This window comes from Achromobacter sp. ISS7, assembly GCF_056523125.1.
In genome coordinates this window covers 619,469-639,011 of the sequence record NZ_JAWRZD010000001.1, presented here as the reverse complement: position 1 = coordinate 639,011, position 19,543 = coordinate 619,469, and the positions used below count along the sequence as shown (strand labels likewise).

The 19,543-nt window shown below is 62.9% G+C and carries 9 protein-coding genes, 2 tRNA genes and 3 rRNA genes; 5 read left to right on the top strand and 9 right to left on the bottom strand.

Translation table 11 applies throughout. The features are described 5' to 3' along the window. The first annotated feature begins 12 nt into the window (after positions 1-12). Together AC1HFW_RS02880 and AC1HFW_RS02875 are read left to right on the top strand one after the other, a co-directional pair. Positions 13-1,965 carry a sensor histidine kinase gene (locus tag AC1HFW_RS02880; protein WP_479281710.1) on the top strand — a complete coding sequence of 651 codons (1,953 nt, stop codon included), beginning with the start codon at positions 13-15 and terminating at the stop codon, positions 1,963-1,965. Positions 1,966-1,999: 34 nt separating this feature from the next. Further along, positions 2,000-3,397 carry a sigma-54-dependent transcriptional regulator gene (locus tag AC1HFW_RS02875; RefSeq protein WP_479286451.1) on the top strand — a complete coding sequence of 466 codons (1,398 nt, stop codon included), beginning with the start codon at positions 2,000-2,002 and terminating at the stop codon, positions 3,395-3,397. A gap of 237 nt (positions 3,398-3,634) precedes the next feature. Here AC1HFW_RS02875 and rrf read toward each other — a convergent pair. The 5 genes from rrf to AC1HFW_RS02850 all read right to left on the bottom strand — a co-directional run bounded on the left by rrf (position 3,635) and on the right by AC1HFW_RS02850 (position 8,947). Then, a 5S ribosomal RNA gene (gene rrf / locus AC1HFW_RS02870) occupies positions 3,635-3,747 on the bottom strand. 201 nt (positions 3,748-3,948) lie between these two features. Beyond that, positions 3,949-6,829, bottom strand: a 23S ribosomal RNA gene (locus AC1HFW_RS02865). A gap of 280 nt (positions 6,830-7,109) precedes the next feature. After that, positions 7,110-7,185, bottom strand: a tRNA-Ala gene (locus tag AC1HFW_RS02860). A gap of 22 nt (positions 7,186-7,207) precedes the next feature. Next, a tRNA-Ile gene (locus tag AC1HFW_RS02855) sits at positions 7,208-7,284 on the bottom strand. Between the two features lie 132 nt (positions 7,285-7,416). Beyond that, positions 7,417-8,947: ribosomal RNA gene (locus AC1HFW_RS02850) — 16S ribosomal RNA — on the bottom strand. Together the 16S, 23S and 5S rRNA genes with 2 tRNA genes alongside form the textbook arrangement of a ribosomal RNA operon. 1,230 nt (positions 8,948-10,177) lie before the next feature. Between AC1HFW_RS02850 and rng the strand changes: the two genes are divergently transcribed. Continuing rightward, positions 10,178-11,641 carry a ribonuclease G gene (gene rng / locus AC1HFW_RS02845; protein ID WP_241068565.1) on the top strand — a complete coding sequence of 488 codons (1,464 nt, stop codon included), beginning with the start codon at positions 10,178-10,180 and terminating at the stop codon, positions 11,639-11,641. A gap of 294 nt (positions 11,642-11,935) precedes the next feature. After that, complete coding sequence (locus tag AC1HFW_RS02840) at positions 11,936-12,637, top strand: DUF3053 domain-containing protein (RefSeq protein ID WP_006393907.1); 702 nt, start codon at positions 11,936-11,938, stop codon at positions 12,635-12,637. 86 nt (positions 12,638-12,723) lie between these two features. Here the strand turns inward: AC1HFW_RS02840 and AC1HFW_RS02835 are convergent, their stop codons facing one another. Next, the gene (locus AC1HFW_RS02835; RefSeq protein ID WP_479281708.1) at positions 12,724-14,196 is read right to left on the bottom strand and encodes a GGDEF domain-containing protein; all 1,473 of its coding nucleotides are present in this window, start codon (positions 14,194-14,196) and stop codon (positions 12,724-12,726) included. Between the two features lie 126 nt (positions 14,197-14,322). On the opposite strand from AC1HFW_RS02835, the gene AC1HFW_RS02830 reads away from it, so the two are divergent. Then, positions 14,323-15,468, top strand: coding sequence for a diguanylate cyclase domain-containing protein (locus AC1HFW_RS02830; protein ID WP_479281706.1), 1,146 nt, complete (start codon positions 14,323-14,325; stop codon positions 15,466-15,468). A 45-nt stretch (positions 15,469-15,513) separates the two neighbouring features. Here AC1HFW_RS02830 and AC1HFW_RS02825 read toward each other — a convergent pair whose 3' ends face one another. The 3 genes from AC1HFW_RS02825 to msbA form a co-directional block, all read right to left on the bottom strand. Next, complete coding sequence (locus AC1HFW_RS02825; RefSeq protein ID WP_479281704.1) at positions 15,514-15,741, bottom strand: hypothetical protein; 228 nt, start codon at positions 15,739-15,741, stop codon at positions 15,514-15,516. Positions 15,742-15,886: 145 nt separating this feature from the next. Further along, positions 15,887-17,704 carry a monovalent cation:proton antiporter-2 (CPA2) family protein gene (locus tag AC1HFW_RS02820; RefSeq protein ID WP_479281702.1) on the bottom strand — a complete coding sequence of 606 codons (1,818 nt, stop codon included), beginning with the start codon at positions 17,702-17,704 and terminating at the stop codon, positions 15,887-15,889. Between the two features lie 51 nt (positions 17,705-17,755). Then, the gene (msbA, locus tag AC1HFW_RS02815) at positions 17,756-19,531 is read right to left on the bottom strand and encodes a lipid A export permease/ATP-binding protein MsbA (protein WP_035360143.1); all 1,776 of its coding nucleotides are present in this window, start codon (positions 19,529-19,531) and stop codon (positions 17,756-17,758) included. Positions 19,532-19,543 lie beyond the last annotated feature (12 nt).

Below are 19,543 nucleotides of genomic sequence, written 5' to 3'. Positions count from 1 at the left end.
CCGCACAACATCATGCCCACTCGCCCTTCCTCCCAGGCGGCGCCCGCGCCGGCGCCTGCCCAAGCGGATGCCGCCGCGTCCCGGCGCCGTCCGGCATGGCCGTGGGCCGTGCTGATCCTGGCGGCCGTGGCGGTGGTGTTCGGCATCCTGCATGCCGCCAGCGAATGGGCGCGCGACGGCGCCCTCAAGGAAGCCTATCTGCAGGCTCGCAGCGCCGGCCAGATCAACGCCGCCCTGCTGCGCAACAACCTGGATAAATTCCGCGCGCTGCCCTTCGTCCTGACCCGCGATGTCGACCTGCGCGCCACGCTGCAGAATCCCACGGCGGCGCAAATCGAATCGCTCGACGAAAAACTCGACACCCTGAGCCGCGGCGTGGGCGCCTCGGCCATCTACGTCCTGGACCAGACCGGCTACGCCATCGCCGCCAGCAACTGGCGCGAACCCGCCACCTTCGTCGGCGTCGACTACCAGTTCCGGCCGTACTTCCGCGGCGCCGTGGCGCACGGGTCGGCCGAGCATTTCGCGCTGGGCACCATCAGCCACGAAGCCGGCCTGTACCTGTCGCGACGGGTCGACGACACCAACGGCGTGATGCTGGGCGTCGTGGTGCTGAAGGTCGATTTCCGCGACCTGGAAGCCGACTGGCGCCAGTCGAACGCGCCCATCTTCGTCACCGATGAGCATGGCGTGGTGCTGCTGGGCAGCGTGCCCGACTGGCGCTTCCGCGTGCTCAAGCCACTGGCGCCCGACCTGGCGCAGACCCTGCGCACCAGCCTGCAGTTCGGCGACGCCATGTTCCAGCCGCTGCCGTTGCAGCCCACCCCGAGAACCGTCAGCGGCGGCCAGCTGCTGAGATCCGGCGACGCCCTGCCGCAGATCCCGGCCGGCGCGCCGCTGCTGCACACCACCCTGCCCATCGTCGAATCGCCGGGCTGGACGCTGCACCTGCTGTCGCCCGTGCAATCGGCGCTGAACCGCGCCACCGCCAACGCGCAATTGGGCGCGCTGTTGGCGCAGGGCGTGCTGTCCGCCGTCATCGGCATCCTGCTCTACCGCCGCCATCGCAGCCGCGAAGGCGCCGCCCAGCAGATGGCGGTGCGGCAGCAGCTGGCCGCCCAGGTCGAAGAGCGCACCGCGCAACTGCGCGAGGTCAACCAGCAACTGCTGGCGCAGATGGACGAACGCCAGCGCACCGAGGCGCGCCTGCACACCATGCAGGACGAGCTGGTACAGGCGAGCAAGCTGGCGCTGCTGGGCCAGGTCGCCGCCGGCGTCGCGCACGAAATCAACCAGCCGGTGGCGGCGATCCGCGCCTATGCCGACAACGCCGCTGAATTCCTGCGCCGCCAGGATCCGGCCTCCGTCGAGGAAAACCTGGGCACCATCGCCTCGCTCACCGACCGCATCGGCCATATCACCGGCGAGCTGCGCGCTTTCTCGCGCAAGGCGGGCGCCTCGGTCGGTCCCACCAGCCTGAAGGAAGCGCTGGACGGCGCGCTGTTGCTGGTCGGCCCCCGCGCCCGGCGCCAGCGCGTGGTGCTGCAACGCCCGCCGGTGGAACAGGACTACCTGGTGCAGGCCAACCGTATCCGCCTCGAGCAGGTGCTGGTGAACCTGCTGCAGAACGGCATGGATGCGCTCGAAGGCCAGGCCGACGGCCGCATCATCATCGCGCTGCAGGACATGGGCGCCTCGGTGCAATTGTTCGTCAACGACAATGGTCCCGGCCTGTCGCCCGAAGCCAGCGCCCGCCTGTTCACGCCGTTCCACACCACCAAGGCCGAAGGCCTGGGGCTGGGCCTGGTGATTTCACGCGACATCGTCGCCGAATTCGGCGGCGACCTGCGCGCCGCCCATCCCGGCGACGCCATCTTTCCCGCGCCCCACGGCCCCGGCCGCGGCGCGATGTTCACCCTGACGCTGCGCAAGTCGCCGCCTTCGATCCATGACCCGCGTACCTGACACCGACCACTCCCAGCCCGCGCCGCCAGGCGCCATGCCCGGAGCCGCCTTGCTGGAAGATCCCCGCGCCCGGCCGGCCGTGCCCCGCGTCGCCTTCATCGACGACGACGAGGAACTGCGCCGCGCCAACGTGCAGACGCTCAAGCTGCACGGCATGGCGGTCGAAGCCCACGCCAGCGCGCGCGGCGCGCTCGCCACGATCAATCGCGATTTCGACGGCGTGGTGGTCACCGATATCCGCATGCCCGACATCGACGGACTGCAACTGTTCCAGCGTCTGCGGGCCATCGATCCGGAGATCCCCGTCATCCTCATCACCGGCCATGGCGACATCGCCATGGCGGTGCAATGCATGCGCGACGGGGCCTATGATTTCCTGGCCAAGCCCTATCCGCCCGATCGCCTGGTCACCGCCATCACCCATGCCGCCGAGAAGCGTCACCTGGTGCTGGAGAACCGCCGCCTGCGCGAGGCCGCGTTCGTGGTCGAAGCCGACGAGGTGCCCTTCATCGGCACCGCCCCGGCCATGCAGCGCATCAAGCAGACGCTGCGCCACATCGCCGACGCCGACGTCGACGTGCTGGTGGAAGGCGAGACCGGCACCGGCAAGGAAGTGGTCGCCACCGCCCTGCACCGCCTGAGCCGCCGGCGCCATCGCGCGCTGGTCGCGATCAACTGTGGGGCGCTGCCGGAAAGCGTGATCGAAAGCGAGCTGTTCGGCCACGAGGCCGGCGCCTTCACCGGCGCGCAGAAACGGCGCATCGGCCGCATCGAGCACGCCAGCGGCGGCACCCTGTTCCTGGACGAAATCGAGAGCATGCCGCTGGCGGTGCAGGTCAAGCTGCTGCGCGTGCTCGAATCGCGCCAGATCACTCCACTGGGCAGCAACGAAGTCCGCAGCCTGGACCTGCGCGTCGTCGCGGCCACCAAGGAAGACCTGGGCAGCCCGGCCATCCGCGCCAAATTCCGCGAAGACCTGTTCTACCGCCTGAATGTGGTCACCATCCGCATTCCGCCGCTGCGCGAACGCCGCGAAGACATCCCGCTGCTGCTGGCCCACTACCTGGGCCACGCCTCGCGCCGCTTCCAGCGCGACATCCCCGACATGCCCGCGGACATCAAGCGCCACCTGTTGACGCATGACTGGCCCGGCAATGTGCGGGAACTCGCACACTTCGCCGAACGCTTCGTCCTGGGCGTGCTCAACGCACCTACCGCCACGGCCTCCGAACCCGTAGCCAGCACCGGCACCCTGCCGGAAAAGATGGAGCGTTTCGAGGCCCAGCTCATCCGCGAAGCGCTCGCCGCCCACCAGGGCGACGTCCGCGCGACCCTGGAAGCGCTGGGCATCCCGCGCAAGACCTTCTACGACAAGCTGCAGCGCCACGGCATCGATCGCCAGGACTATACCGGGACGGCGCCGCTGGGCTGAAGCCGGCCTCCAGCGGCATCCACTTCCGCATTGCGGGGATGTCATGTGGCTGGATCTATTGGCCTGGCGCCAGCAAGCATAGGCATCGACGCCTGTCAGCAGCCCAACGCAAAACCCCCCGTGCGGCGTCAGCCGCACGGGGGGTTCTTTTTTGGGATTCGCAGCGCGGCCTCGAACCTGCACGCACAAAAGACAAAACCCCACAGGCGAGAGCCTATGGGGTTTTGCGGAATAAAAGCCTGACGATGACCTACTTTCACAGACGTCCGTCCACTATCATCGGCGCAAAGGCGTTTCACTGTCCTGTTCGGGATGGGAAGGAGTGGTACCACCTTGCTATGGTCGTCAGGCGTAACTGGTTGAGAGATTGTCTTTGGGGGACAACCGCTCCAATCTTGGAAGAAGCGCAACGTGTGGGGGATCAGAGACTAGCTCGATGATCCCGCACAGTGGGTGTAATTGGTGTTGGCTGGCTGCTGACGGGGCAGCCAGATTTTGTATTGAACGACACTTGGAACGCTATACCACCAGGTCATAACCATCAGTGTTATAGGATCAAGCCTCACGAGCAATTAGTATCGGTTAGCTTAACGCATTACTGCGCTTCCACACCCGACCTATCAACGTCCTGGTCTCGAACGACTCTTTAGGGGGATCAAGTCCCCGGGATACCTAATCTTCAGACGAGTTTCCCGCTTAGATGCCTTCAGCGGTTATCTCTTCCGTACTTAGCTACCCGGCAATGCCATTGGCATGACAACCGGTACACCAGAGGTACGTCCACTCCGGTCCTCTCGTACTAGGAGCAGGCTCCGTCAAGTATCCAACGCCCACGGCAGATAGGGACCAAACTGTCTCACGACGTTTTAAACCCAGCTCACGTACCTCTTTAAATGGCGAACAGCCATACCCTTGGGACCGGCTACAGCCCCAGGATGAGATGAGCCGACATCGAGGTGCCAAACACCGCCGTCGATATGAACTCTTGGGCGGTATCAGCCTGTTATCCCCAGAGTACCTTTTATCCGTTGAGCGATGGCCCTTCCATTCAGAACCACCGGATCACTATGTCCTGCTTTCGCACCTGTTCGACTTGTCAGTCTCACAGTCAAGCACGCTTATGCCATTGCACTATCAGCACGATTTCCGACCGTACCTAGCGTACCTTCGAACTCCTCCGTTACACTTTGGGAGGAGACCGCCCCAGTCAAACTGCCCACCATGCACTGTCCCCGATCCGGATAACGGACCAAGGTTAGAACCGCAAACAAACCAGGGTGGTATTTCAAGGATGGCTCCACGTGATCTAGCGACCACGCTTCAAAGCCTCCCACCTATCCTACACAGGCCGGTTCACAGTCCAATGCAAAGCTACAGTAAAGGTTCATGGGGTCTTTCCGTCTAGCCGCGGGTAGATTGCATCATCACAAACACTTCAACTTCGCTGAGTCTCAGGAGGAGACAGTGTGGCCATCGTTACGCCATTCGTGCAGGTCGGAACTTACCCGACAAGGAATTTCGCTACCTTAGGACCGTTATAGTTACGGCCGCCGTTTACCGGGGCTTCGATCAAGAGCTTGCACCCCATCACTTAACCTTCCGGCACCGGGCAGGCGTCACACCCTATACGTCGACTTTCGTCTTTGCAGAGTGCTGTGTTTTTAATAAACAGTCGCAGCCACCGATTCTCTGCGACCCCATCATGCTAAGCGCGCAGGCGCTTCACACTACCGGGGTATACCTTCTCCCGAAGTTACGGTATCAATTTGCCGAGTTCCTTCTCCTGAGTTCTCTCAAGCGCCTTGGAATATTCATCCCGTCCACCTGTGTCGGTTTGCGGTACGGTCTCGTACAGCTGAAGCTTAGAGGCTTTTCTTGGAACCACTTCCAATCACTTCGCAAGCAATGCTCGCTCGTGCCGTACCCTTGATTTACGCGCCCGGATTTGCCTAAGCGCCATCTTCGATACGTCAACAGGGACATCCAACACCCTGATGATCTTCCGCGATCCGTCCCCCCATCGCACTGTACGACGGTGCTGGAATATTAACCAGCTTCCCATCAGCTACGCATCTCTGCCTCGCCTTAGGGGCCGACTCACCCTGCGCCGATGAACGTTGCGCAGGAAACCTTGGACTTACGGCGAGGGGGCTTTTCACCCCCTTTATCGCTACTCATGTCAGCATTCGCACTTCTGATACCTCCAGCAGCCTTTACAAGCCACCTTCGCAGGCTTACAGAACGCTCTCCTACCGCGTGCACAAAGTGCACACCCGCAGCTTCGGTTTATCGCTTAGCCCCGTTACATCTTCCGCGCAGGACGACTCGATCAGTGAGCTATTACGCTTTCTTTAAAGGATGGCTGCTTCTAAGCCAACCTCCTGACTGTCTATGCCTTCCCACTTCGTTTCCCACTTAGCGATAATTCGGGACCTTAGCTGGCGGTCTGGGTTGTTTCCCTCTTGAGTCCGGACGTTAGCACCCGGTGCTCTGTCTCCCAAGCTGTACTTGCGGGTATTCGGAGTTTGCCATAGTTTGGTAAGTCGCCATGACCCCCTAGCTATAACAGTGCTCTACCCCCCGCAGTAATACTTGAGGCACTACCTAAATAGTTTTCGGAGAGAACCAGCTATTTCCAGATTTGTTTAGCCTTTCACCCCTATCCACAGCTCATCCCCTAATTTTTCAACATTAGTGGGTTCGGTCCTCCAGCACGTGTTACCGTGCCTTCAACCTGGCCATGGATAGATCATCTGGTTTCGGGTCTACACCCAGCGACTGAATCGCCCTATTCGGACTCGCTTTCGCTACGGCTTCCCTATTCGGTTAACCTTGCCACTGAATGTAAGTCGCTGACCCATTATACAAAAGGTACGCAGTCACCCCACAAGGAGGCTCCTACTGTTTGTATGCATACGGTTTCAGGATCTATTTCACTCCCCTTCCGGGGTTCTTTTCGCCTTTCCCTCACGGTACTGGTTCACTATCGGTCGATCACGAGTATTTAGCCTTGGAGGATGGTCCCCCCATCTTCAAACAGGATTTCACGTGTCCCGCCCTACTTTTCTTACGCTTAGTTCCACACACAAAATTTCGTCTACAGGGCTATCACCTGCTACGGCCGGACTTTCCATTCCGTTCGACTATCTTGCATGCTAAAACGTAAAGGCTCTTCCGATTTCGCTCGCCACTACTTTCGGAATCTCGGTTGATTTCTTTTCCTCGAGCTACTGAGATGTTTCAGTTCACCCGGTTCGCTTCCACTGACCTATGTATTCAGTCAGGGATACTCCTTACGGAGTGGGTTTCCCCATTCGGATATCTGCGGATCAAAGCTTGTTTGCCAGCTCCCCGCAGCTTTTCGCAGGCTACTACGTCCTTCATCGCCTGTGATCGCCAAGGCATCCACCATATGCACTTAGTCGCTTGATCCTATAACGCTGTAGGCTATAGGACCTGAGTATTAGCGTTTGTGCCGTTCATAAGTTTCAAAGCAGTCTGAGGTTATTCACCCCAGTCTTGAGAACTTGGAACAAAATTAATGCAATCACAACCCGTACTTATCTTCATCGACTTGCGTCGAGTACTTGATAAGTACATTTCGTTGTGCTTCTTCCAGATTGTTAAAGAACGAATATAGCTGTTAGGTAAAACCTAACTCATAGCACTGCTCGCAGTGTTATGAGTTAGCCTCTACGACCGCACCAGGTAGTGGTGGAGGTGAACGGGATCGAACCGATGACATCCTGCTTGCAAAGCAGGCGCTCTCCCAGCTGAGCTACACCCCCATACTCTGCTTCGCAGAATACTTGGTGGGTCTGGTTGGATTCGAACCAACGACCCCCGCCTTATCAAGACGGTGCTCTAACCGACTGAGCTACAGACCCAAAACCTTCTCGGATCAGTAGTCAGGAGTCATGGACACAGGGAGGAATCCCTCTACCCAAGCCCACAACCGATCCCAGCTATATATCAAACAACCGATAAGAGTGGACGCTTAACACGAGCACTAAGCTCTGAAAGGAGGTGATCCAGCCGCACCTTCCGATACGGCTACCTTGTTACGACTTCACCCCAGTCATGAATCCTACCGTGGTAATCGCCCCCCTTGCGGTTAGGCTAACTACTTCTGGTAAAACCCACTCCCATGGTGTGACGGGCGGTGTGTACAAGACCCGGGAACGTATTCACCGCGACATGCTGATCCGCGATTACTAGCGATTCCGACTTCACGCAGTCGAGTTGCAGACTGCGATCCGGACTACGATCGGGTTTCTGGGATTGGCTCCCCCTCGCGGGTTGGCGACCCTCTGTCCCGACCATTGTATGACGTGTGAAGCCCTACCCATAAGGGCCATGAGGACTTGACGTCATCCCCACCTTCCTCCGGTTTGTCACCGGCAGTCTCATTAGAGTGCCCTTTCGTAGCAACTAATGACAAGGGTTGCGCTCGTTGCGGGACTTAACCCAACATCTCACGACACGAGCTGACGACAGCCATGCAGCACCTGTGTTCCGGTTCTCTTGCGAGCACTGCCAAATCTCTTCGGCATTCCAGACATGTCAAGGGTAGGTAAGGTTTTTCGCGTTGCATCGAATTAATCCACATCATCCACCGCTTGTGCGGGTCCCCGTCAATTCCTTTGAGTTTTAATCTTGCGACCGTACTCCCCAGGCGGTCAACTTCACGCGTTAGCTGCGCTACCAAGGCCCGAAGGCCCCAACAGCTAGTTGACATCGTTTAGGGCGTGGACTACCAGGGTATCTAATCCTGTTTGCTCCCCACGCTTTCGTGCATGAGCGTCAGTGTTATCCCAGGAGGCTGCCTTCGCCATCGGTGTTCCTCCGCATATCTACGCATTTCACTGCTACACGCGGAATTCCACCTCCCTCTGACACACTCTAGCTCGGTAGTTAAAAATGCAGTTCCAAAGTTAAGCTCTGGGATTTCACATCTTTCTTTCCGAACCGCCTGCGCACGCTTTACGCCCAGTAATTCCGATTAACGCTTGCACCCTACGTATTACCGCGGCTGCTGGCACGTAGTTAGCCGGTGCTTATTCTGCAGGTACCGTCAGTTTCACGGGGTATTAACCCATGACGTTTCTTTCCTGCCAAAAGTGCTTTACAACCCGAAGGCCTTCATCGCACACGCGGGATGGCTGGATCAGGGTTTCCCCCATTGTCCAAAATTCCCCACTGCTGCCTCCCGTAGGAGTCTGGGCCGTGTCTCAGTCCCAGTGTGGCTGGTCGTCCTCTCAAACCAGCTACGGATCGTCGCCTTGGTGAGCCGTTACCCCACCAACTAGCTAATCCGATATCGGCCGCTCCAATAGTGCAAGGTCTTGCGATCCCCTGCTTTCCCCCGTAGGGCGTATGCGGTATTAGCTACGCTTTCGCGTAGTTATCCCCCGCTACTGGGCACGTTCCGATACATTACTCACCCGTTCGCCACTCGCCACCAGACCGAAGTCCGTGCTGCCGTTCGACTTGCATGTGTAAGGCATCCCGCTAGCGTTCAATCTGAGCCAGGATCAAACTCTTCAGTTTAATCTCTGTATTTGTTTCGTATTTCTTAGTTCCGAAGAACTGAGTCATACGTCGCTACTCAAAGGAAGTGAGGTATGTTCTTAAACTTGACGTCTAAGGTACTTCACTTCTAGTGAGCACTTGATTTCATTGTGCTTGTGGCCGGGGTTTAAAACCCAGTCACTGTGCACTCGCATCAAGCGCCCACACTTATCGGTTGTTTAATTGTTAAAGAGCGGTACTGCTAAATTCTGCACTACTTACTGCATCTTCTGCTTTCTTCGGCGATTTCGCTTTCGCGTCGTTCGCTGTGTCAGCAGCAGAGAAACGAGATTATGAAGAAGTTTTTATCGTTTGTCAAGTCAGCGTCGTTTGATTCACTTCGCTGTCTTGCCTACGACCTCTTCAGGTCTCACCAGGCTCGCACCCGGCTTTCTCTTTAGCAGCTATCGAAATATCAGGGTTAACCCTAAGTTTTCGGTAACTGCCAAGCCTGAAACTATAACACAACTTTTGCAGATTATGCAACCGGCTTTTGCCTAATTTGCATCTTATCTTGCAACCCCGCCGCGCCGGTGAATCACCTCACTTTTACAGCAGCCCCGGATCGCTCCAGAGGTTGGTTACCGCCCAGTTGGCTTGCAACGCCTTTCAGACCACCCTACCGGGTAAACCCTGATTTGCCGTCACCAGCCAAGCCCAAGACTATAGCACAATTTTTGCAGGTTATGCAACTGGCTTCTGCCTGATTTGCACCACCTTTTGCAAAATTCGCTGACTGCCGGTTCGAAAGAATCATTACTGACTCACCGCCTTGCTGCCTTGCGGCAGATTCATCACCGAAGTGTCGAATCCGTTGCACTTGCCTGGCCTCGCCGCTCAAAACTGCTTGAACTGCGAAGGAGCGAGACTATAGCACAGAATTTTCGGCTGTCACACGCCGGACGCAAAAAGACTGATGAATTTCGCACGCCGCCCGCGCGCAGGCATCCGCGGGCCGTCCCTGCCCTGCCCCCGCACTTGCCCAACGCGGCGTCTCTCTATATAGATAGAGCATTGTGTGCCCGCATGCCGTTGGCGCGGTCGTCTCTATCCATATAGGGCTGTCCAGCTGCCCATATCTATATAGATAGGTCGTCTCGCCAGGAGGGCGCCGCGCCGCTTGCCCGGCGCGCCGGTACGTTTACTATTCGCCTTGCGCCGCACAGCCCTTACCTTGGAGAAGATGCCCCCATGCCCCCAACCATCGCGTTGAGCGAAGATATCCTGATCAACGTCACGCCCTTCGAGACCCGCGTCGCGCTGGTGGAGCAGGGATCGGTGCAGGAGCTGCACGTCGAGCGCAGCATCCAGCGGGGACACGTCGGCAATATCTATCTGGGGCGGGTGGTCCGGGTGCTGCCGGGGATGCAGAGCGCCTTCATCGACATTGGCCTGGAGCGCGCCGCCTTCATCCATATCGCGGATCTGCGCGAGAACCGCGGGGAGCGCAGCCAGGGCCTGACGCCCACGCCGATCGAGAAGCTGCTGTTCGAGGGGCAGACCATCATGGTCCAGGTGGTCAAGGACCCCCTGGGCACCAAGGGCGCGCGGCTGTCGACGCAGATCAGCATGGCCGGCCGCATGCTGGTCTACCTGCCGCATGATCCGCACATCGGGATTTCGCAGAAGATCGACTCGGAGTCCGAGCGCACCCAGTTGCGCGAGCGGCTGCAGGCGCTGATGCCGAGCGAAGAGAAAGGCGGCTTCATCGTGCGCACCCAGGCCGAGGGCGCCAATGACGAGGAACTGGCCGCCGACCTGGAATACCTGCGCAAGCTGTGGACCAGCGTGCAGGCCGCCGCCCGCACCCAGCCGGCCCCGGCGCTGCTGCACCAGGACCTGACGCTGGCGCAGCGGGTGCTGCGCGACATGGTGGGACCGTCGACCGGCAGCATCCTGGTCGACTCGCGCACCACGACGGCGGCGATGCTGGAGTGGGCCCGCGTCTATACGCCGTCCGTGGTCGACCGCATCCAGCACTACAGCGGCGAGCGCCCCCTGTTCGATACGGCCAATGTCGACGAGGAGATCGCCCGGGCGCTGTCGCGCCGCGTCGACCTGAAGTCGGGCGGCTACCTGATCATCGACCAGACCGAGGCGCTGACCACGGTCGACGTCAACACCGGCGGCTTCGTCGGCGGGCGCAATTTCGACGACACCATCTTCAAGACCAACCTGGAGGCGGCCCAGGCCATCGCGCGCCAGTTGCGGCTGCGCAACCTGGGCGGCATTGTGATCCTGGACTTCATCGACATGGAGGAACAGGAGCACCGCGAGACCGTGCTGGCCGAACTGAAGAAGGCACTGGCGCGTGACCGCACCCGCATGACGGTCAACGGTTTCACCCAGCTGGGCCTGGTGGAGATGACGCGCAAGCGCACCCGCGATTCGCTCGCGCACCAGCTGTGCGAGCCCTGCCCCATGTGCGAGTCGCGCGGCAACGTGCGCACGCCGCGCACGGTCTGCTACGAGATCCTGCGCGAGATCCTGCGCGAGGCGCGCCAGTTCAATCCCAAGGAATTCCGCATCCTGGCGTCGCAGGACGTGGTCGATCTGTTCCTGGAAGAGGAAAGCCAGCATCTGGCGATGCTGGGCGACTTCGTCGGCAAGCGGGTGTCGCTGGAAGTCGAGAGCACGTACTCGCAGGAAAAGTACGACATCATCCTAGTTTGAGGCTCGACGCCTTGCCGGCCTTCGGGCCGGTGACGCACTATCCGTGATGCCGGAAAGCCGCGACAGCGGCTTTTCTTCTTTGGGCGCGGGCCGCCCCCTGCTCTCTCGCCACCTACCAGTTGCAGCGCAAACTTTCACGTCAATGTGTGTGAATTTTGTATCGCCGCGATTCGATTGCAATCAAGTTTGAAACCGGTGGCGACCGGGATGACGACCCGATAAGCTCGCCACCGGCTGGCAGGCCCCGGGGTTGAGGGGCCGTGCCATTTCCCATGTTTTCCGGAGAATCACGCAATGAAAACCCTATTCCGTCCGTTCCTGCTGCTGGCCCTGGCCTTGCCGCTGGTGCTGGCCGCCTGCGGCAGCAAAGAGCCCGAACAGCGCGCCGCGTTCACGCAGTTCCTGCAGACCCGCATCGTCGACAAGCCCGGCGTGCGCGTGCCGAAGCTGACGGAAGAAGAGAAGAAGTCGTTCGGCGACTACGCCGCGCAGTACGCCGTGATCACCGATTTCAACGCCGCCATGGACGCGTCCGTGAAGCCGATGGGCAACCTGATGCAGAAGGGCGCCGTGCGCTCGCTGAACGACGTGATCGCGCGCCGCGACGACATCAAGACCGTCCAGACCGCGCTCAAGGACATGGGCGAGGCCCTGACCAAGGAACAGGCCAAGGCGGACGCCGCGCGCGCGCAGCTCAAGCAGCCCGATGACCTGAAAGTGGTCTACGACAAAGCCTACGCCAAGACCGTCACGGTGCCGGCCGACACGTTCCGCGAAGTGCTGCCGCAGATCAGCGGCACGCTGGACAGCAGCCTGAAGGTGGCCGAATACGTGGAAGCGCACAAGGCGCAGATCGACCTGTCCGGCCCGATGCCGAAGGTGCAGGATCCGACGGTGCTGGCCGAGCTGAACAAGCTGCTGCAGGACCTGACCGCCCAGGCGCAGAAGGTGCAACAGGCGCAGACCCGCCTGCAGGCCGTGATGCTGGGCGGCTGATCACCAACGCCCCGGTCTTGCCAGGACGGCCTCGAAAGGGGCCGTCCTTTTTTTACGCCGTGTCCATCCGCGCGGTCGCGCGGCCGTCACGCATCCGCCACCATGACCCGGTTGCGGCCGGCCTCCTTGGCGCGGTAGACGGCGGCATCGGCGGCCTCGACCAGCGCGGCGACATCGTCGCCCGGCCGTGGCTGCAAGGTGGCCACGCCGATGCTGACGGTGACGATACCGCCTTCGTTGTCTTCATGCGGCGCCCCCAGTCCGGCCACGGCCTGGCGGATGTTTTCGGCGATGACGCGGGCGCGCTCGCGGGTCGTGTCGGGCAGCAAGGCGACGAATTCCTCGCCGCCGTAGCGCGCCGCCAGGTCACGCGGCCGCCGGGCCTTGCCGCGCATCGTGAGCGCCAGGATCTTGAGCAGCTCGTCGCCTTCCTGGTGACCGTAGCGGTCGTTGTAGCGCTTGAAGTGGTCGGCATCGAGGAACAACAGCGACAGCGGCTGGCCATCGCGCATGGCGCTGGCCCATTCGCGCGCCAGCGCTTCGTCGAAGGTGCGGCGGTTGGCGATGCCGGTCAGGCCGTCGGTCTGGGCTTCTTTCTCGAGCCGGCTCTCGACTGCCAGACGCAGGCGGGTTTCGCGCCGGTACAGCACGATCTGCGCCATCACCGAGGCGAACAGCGCCAGCGTGATGGGGATGATCAGCATGGCGCGGCGCACCCAGGGTTCGAGGACTTCGTCGACCGCCATCGCCACGTCGATCACCAGCGGCGTGCCGGGCACGCTCTCGAAGGTGTAGAGGCGGTCGACGCCGTCGGGCGCCAGCACGCCGACGAAGACGCCCTCGCGGCGGATCAGGAATTGCTGGAAATCCAGCTCCTGCCCGATGTCGGCGCCCACGTCGGCGGACGAATACGGCGTGCGCGCGAGGACCGCGCCATCGTTGCGGAAGATGGTGATGGCGTCGCGCGGGCCGATCGACAGCCCCGCGAAGCGGTCGCGGAAATAGGCCAGCCGCAACGAACCGGTGACGACGCCGGCGAAGCTGCCGTCCGGATTGGACAGCCGCCGGCTGATGCCGATGCTTTCGTCGCCGCCGCGCAGGCGGCTGAGGTAGGGACGGCTGACGTACATGCCCGCGTCGGCATGGTCGCGATGGACCTGGAAGAAATCGCGGTCGGCGAAGTTGACCGTGACCGGCTCGGTGCTCTGCGAGTCGTAGCGGACGTTGCCGTCGCGATCCAGGATGAGGATGGTGCCCAGGTATTCGGCGCTCGCGGCGCGGTCGAACAGGAAGCGGTGCAGCGTGCCGCGCGGCAGCGACTCGATATCGGGTTCGTGCAGGCGTTCGATGACGCCTTGCAGCGACAGGTCGTAGACGCGGATGGTGCGGCCGATGTCGGCGGCCAGCACTTCGGTGAGATTGCGGGCGGAGACGTAGGCCTGGTTCCAGGTCGTGCGCCGGTCCATCCACAGCAGCGCGACCGCCGCGGCGCAGATGCCGACCGCGATCAGCCCCGCCAGGGCATACAGACTTCGGTGTAGTAACCCGTGGGACTTCAATACGGCGCTCCTTCGCTGTCGCGGTAGGGGTCGTGCCATCTTTACCGGTCATAATGCCGCAAGGCCATACGGGCAGGCAAGATGGCGCCAGCGGCGCCGCGCCCGCCCTTCCCATTTAACGAAGCTATGAACATCCAGGACAGGATTTACAGCGTACCCACCCGGCGGCTCACGCGGTGGCTGGTCGACCCCGGCCGCAACGTGCCGCCGGATATCCGCGTGGCGCTGGTGGGCGGCCTGTTCGGATCCCTGCCGATCTTCTTTGGCGGCATCATCAATACCTTGCTGGTGGCGGCGCTGATCACGCTGCGCCGGCCCGAGCCGCCCTTCCTGCTGTGGCTGGCGATGGAATCGCTGATCTGCGCCACCCGCATCGTGGTGCTGGTGGCGGCGCGGCGCTCGGCGCTGGCCCACCGGCCGACCCCGACCGACCTGTACGTGGTGCTGGCGCTGTTCTGGGCCGGCAGCGTGGGCTACGGCACCTTCATCAGCCTGACCAGCGGCGACTGGATCGCGGCGACGCTGGCCTGCCTGTCGGCCGCCTCGATGGTCGGCGGCATCTGCGTGCGCAATTTCGGCGCGCCGCGGCTGTCGGCGGCGATGGTGGCGCTGAGCGTGGGCCCGTGCGCGCTGGCGGCGCTGTTCACCCAGGAGCCGATTTTCTGGCTGGTACTGGTGCAGGTGCCGCTCTACATGACTTCGATGTCGATGGCCTCGTACCGGCTGAACGGCATGCTGGTGTCGACCATGCTGGCCGAGCGGGAGAACGAGCGCCAGGCGCGGCAGGATTCGCTGACCGGGTTGCTGAACCGCTACGGCCTGCTGCGCGCGCTGGACCAGGCGGTGAGCCGGGCCAGCCAGGGCAAGGCGGAATTCGCGGTGCTGTACCTGGACCTGGATGGCTTCAAGTCGGTCAACGACACCTATGGCCATGGCGCCGGCGACACGCTGCTCAAGCAGGTATCCGAACGCCTGCAGGCGCTCAAGCCGCCGGGCGCCGAGGCCGGCCGGATCGGCGGCGACGAGTTCGTGCTGTTGATGCGGCTGGACGGCAATGAGGATATCCGGCGGTTTTCCGACCGGATCATCGACAGCGTCAGGCAGCCCTATGATTTGCAGCAGGCCATGCCGGTGTATATCGGCGGCAGCATCGGCATCGCGCTGATCCCGCGCCACGGCGCCGACACGGCCGCGGTGCTGCATGCGGCGGACCAGGCGTTGTATCTGGCCAAGTCCGCCGGCAAGAGCCGGGCGGCGATGGCCCAGCTCTGACAACCGGCGAGCGCGGCCCGCGCCCCCACGGCCACGCGCCCGCCTTCAGGATGCCGTGGCGGCGATCCGGAAGGGAAAGGCCTTGGCGCCGCGCGCCTTGTCGGTTTCGCGGTGGGCGTTGATGGCCCAGGCCGGGCCGACCCCGCGCGTCGACTGGACCAATTGGCGCATCGCGCCGGCGGAAAACCCGCAGTGCAGGGTCGTGGCTTGCCGCCGCGCAAGCTCAAGCCCGACAGCGTGCGGGGTCGTGGAAATCCGATCGGATTGCAGCATGGCAGGCCCCTGGCAGAGGCGCTTCGGAAGTGAAGCGCCGATGGAGATCAATCTACCTCAGCCGCTCAGGCTTGCGCGTGAAATGAAGCGTAAAGTAATGAAAAGACGCTGTAATACATCATCCAAAAGACCTGTCATACGCCGGTCATGCCGGCGCACCAGGCTCGGCGTGGCCGGCCGGCGCCACGGTTTCCCGGTCGGCCTGGTCGTTACGGCCGTCGGCCGGACCGGTCATGTTGCCATACAGCAGCGACCGGCCGGCGAACAGCCCCCCCGCCACCTCCAGCGCGAACCGGTCGGTGTCGCGCTTGCGCACGTCCGCCAGGACCTCGGCGGCTTCGTCCGGCGGCACGCCGATGACGCGTAGCGCCGCCTCGCCGAACACCATGGCGGATTCCAGGGTCTCGCGCACTTGGTAATCGACCCCTTCCCTGGCCAGCGCCAGGGAATGGATGCGGTCATAGGCCCGCACCACCAGTTGCACTAGCGGGAATTCGGCCTTGATCAGCTTGACCATGTGATTGACCGACTGCGGATTGTCGATGCAGATCAGGATGACCTTGGCGGTTTCGGCGCCCGCGGTGCGCAGCATGTCGATACGGGTTCCGTCCCCGTAATACACCTTGACGCCCCACTTGGCGGCGGCGCGGATGGCGTCGGTGTCGGTATCCAGGATCGATACCTTGATGTCGCGCGCCAGCATCGCCTGGGTCACGATCTGGCCGAAGCGGCCGAAACCGACGATCAGCGCGCAGCCGTCCAGGTCCTGGGCGACATCCACGCCCTCCATCGACGGCACCGGCTTGGGCAGCAGCCAGCGCAGCGCCAGCACGCACAGCGGCGTCAGCGCCATGGATATGATGACCACCGCGATCAGCACCGCGGCCAGGTGCGCGTCGAAGATACCGGCGGCCGCGGCGGCGCCATACAGCACGAAGGCGAATTCGCCGCCCTGCGCCAGCAGGGCCGCGCGGGTCAGCGCCTCGGCATGGCTGGCGCGCAGCAGGCGGGCGACTAGGTAGACGCCCACCGACTTGACCACCATGAACACCACCACGCCGGCCAGGATCAGCTGCCATTCGCGGGCCACGGCGGCCAGGTCCAGCGACATGCCCACGCCCAGGAAGAACAGGCCCAGCAGGATGCCGCGGAAGGGTTCGACCTCGGCTTCCAGCTGATGGCGGAAGGTGGATTCGGACAGCAGCACCCCGGCCAGGAACGCGCCCATGGCCATGGACAACCCGCCCAGCTCCATCAACAGCGCCGCCCCCAGCACCACCAGCAGGGCCGCGGCCGTCATGACTTCGCGCGCATGCGCGGCGGCCAGCAGCCGGAACAGCGGATTGAGCAGCCAGCGCCCGGCCGCCAGCAGCGCCAGCACGCAACCGAGGGCGATGGCCGACTGCAGCCAGGGATCGCCATGCTCGCTGGCGCCGGCCGGCGCCAGCAGCGCCACCAGGGCCAGCAGCGGCACGATGGCCAGGTCTTCGAGCAGCAGGATGGAGACGATGCGCTGGCCCTGGGCGCTGGCGGTCTCGTCGCGCTCGGCCAGGATCTGCATGACGATGGCGGTGGACGACAGCACGAAGCCCATCGCCGCCATGAAGGCGGCCAGGCCCGACAGGCCGGCGGCCAGGCCGACCACGGTCAGCAACGCGCCACAGGCCAGCACCTGGGCCACGCCCAGCCCGAAGATCTCGCCGCGCAGCTTCCATAGCCGCGACGGCTGCATTTCCAGGCCGATGATGAAGAGGAACATCACCACGCCGAGTTCGGCGACGTGCAGGATGGATCGAGGGTCGGAGAACCAGCCGATGCCGAACGGGCCGATGGCCAGCCCGGCGGCCAGGTAGCCCAGGACGGAGCCCAGGCCCAGGCGCTTGAACAGGGGCACCGCCACCACCGCGGCCCCCAGCAGAACGACGACGTTGACGAGCTGGTTGCCTTCGGCGGGCAGGGACATGGGCGGCTCCTGGGTGGCGGCCTGGCGCGGCGCGCGAGGCGCCGCGCGGGATCAGTCTTCGCGGAACTGCATCTTGTAGAGCGAGGCATACAGGCCATTGGCGGCCAGCAGCTCGGGATGCGCGCCCTGCTCGACGATCTTGCCGGCGTCGAGCACGATGATGCGGTCGGCGTTCTGCACGGTCGACAGGCGGTGCGCGATGACCAGCGTGGTGCGGCCCTTCATGAGGCGCTCGAGCGAGGACTGGACCTGGCGTTCGGATTCGTTGTCGAGCGCGGAGGTGGCTTCGTCGAGGATCAGGATGGGCGCGTTCTTGATCAGGGCGCGGGCGATCGCCAGGCGCTGGCGCTGGCCGCCGGACAGGCGGGCGGCGTTCTCGCCGACGGGGGTGTTGATGCCCTGCGGCAGGCCTTCGACGAACTCCAGCAGGTTGGCGGCGGCCAGGGCGTCGCGCACCTGCTGCTCGCTGGCCTGGCCGAGCGCGCCATAGCCGACGTTGGCGGCGATGGTGTCGTCGAACAGCACCACGTCCTGGCTCACCAGCGACAGGTGCGAGCGCAGGCTGCGCAGCTTCAGGTCGTTGATCGGCACGTCGTCCACGAAAATGGCGCCGCTGTCGGCCAGGACGAAGCGCGGCAGCATGTTGACCAGCGTGGTCTTGCCGCTGCCGGAACGCCCCACCAGGGCCACGGTCTGGCCGGGCTCGACGATGAACGACACGTCGTTGACGGTGTCGCGGTCGGCGTCGGAGAAGCGATGGGTGACGTTGCGGAATTCAACCTTGCCGCGCACCGGCTCGGGCAGCTCGCGCGTGCCGTCGTCGCCTTCGGGAACCTGGTCGATCAGCGTGAACACGCTTTCGGCGGACACCAGCATCTTCTGCATGCGGGCGGCCAGGTTGGTCAGGCGCTTGATCGGATCGAAGATCTGGGCCAGCGCCGCCATGAAGGAGGCGAAGCTGCCGACGGTGAGCGCGCCGCTGTTGGCCTGGCTCAGGGCCACGGCGATGACCGCGCCCACCGAGATCGAGATGCAGACCTGCGTCAGCGGCGTCAGGGCCGCGTCGGCGGTGGCGGTGCGCATGGCGAAGCGGCGCAGGCGGGTGCTGACGAAATCGAAACGGCCGCGCTCGACTTCATAGCCGTCGAACAGCTTGATGACGCGCTGGCCGTCGATGCCCTCGCTGACCACGCGGGTCAGTTCGGCGTTCATGTTGACGGTTTCGCGGTTGATGCGGCGCAGGCGCTTGATGAAGATGCGGGCGATCAGCACCGAGACCGGCAGCATGATCAGGATGATCAGCGTCAGCACCCACGACATGTACAGCAGCACGCAGATCAGCGCGATGACCACCAGGGTCTCGCGCACCAGCACCGTGATGACGTCGGTGGCGTAGCCGGTGACGTTGCCGGCGTCGATGGTGAAGCGGTTCAGCAGCCGGCCGGTGTCGCCGCGCTTGAAGTCGGCGTCGGGCAGGCCCAGCAGGCGTTCGAACATGTCGCGCCGCATGCCCAGCAGGACGTTGTTGGCGACCCAGGCCAGCAGGTAGTCGCTGAAGAAGTTGCAGACGCCGCGCACGAAGATCAGGCCCACCACCGCCAGCGGCAGCGCCCAGACATAATAGGGTTTGGCGCCCGAGAAGCCCTCGTCCAGCAACGGCTTCATAATGACGGCCAGCGTGGGCTGCGTGGCGGCGGCGCCGGCCATCAGCAGGGTCGCCAGCACCAGCCCCTTCCAGTAGGAGCCGACCCGGGTGTAGATACGGCTCCAGAGTTCAGCTTTGACGGGCTGGGAGCCCGCAGGCGCGTTGCGTGCGGCAGAATTCAATGGAATCACTCG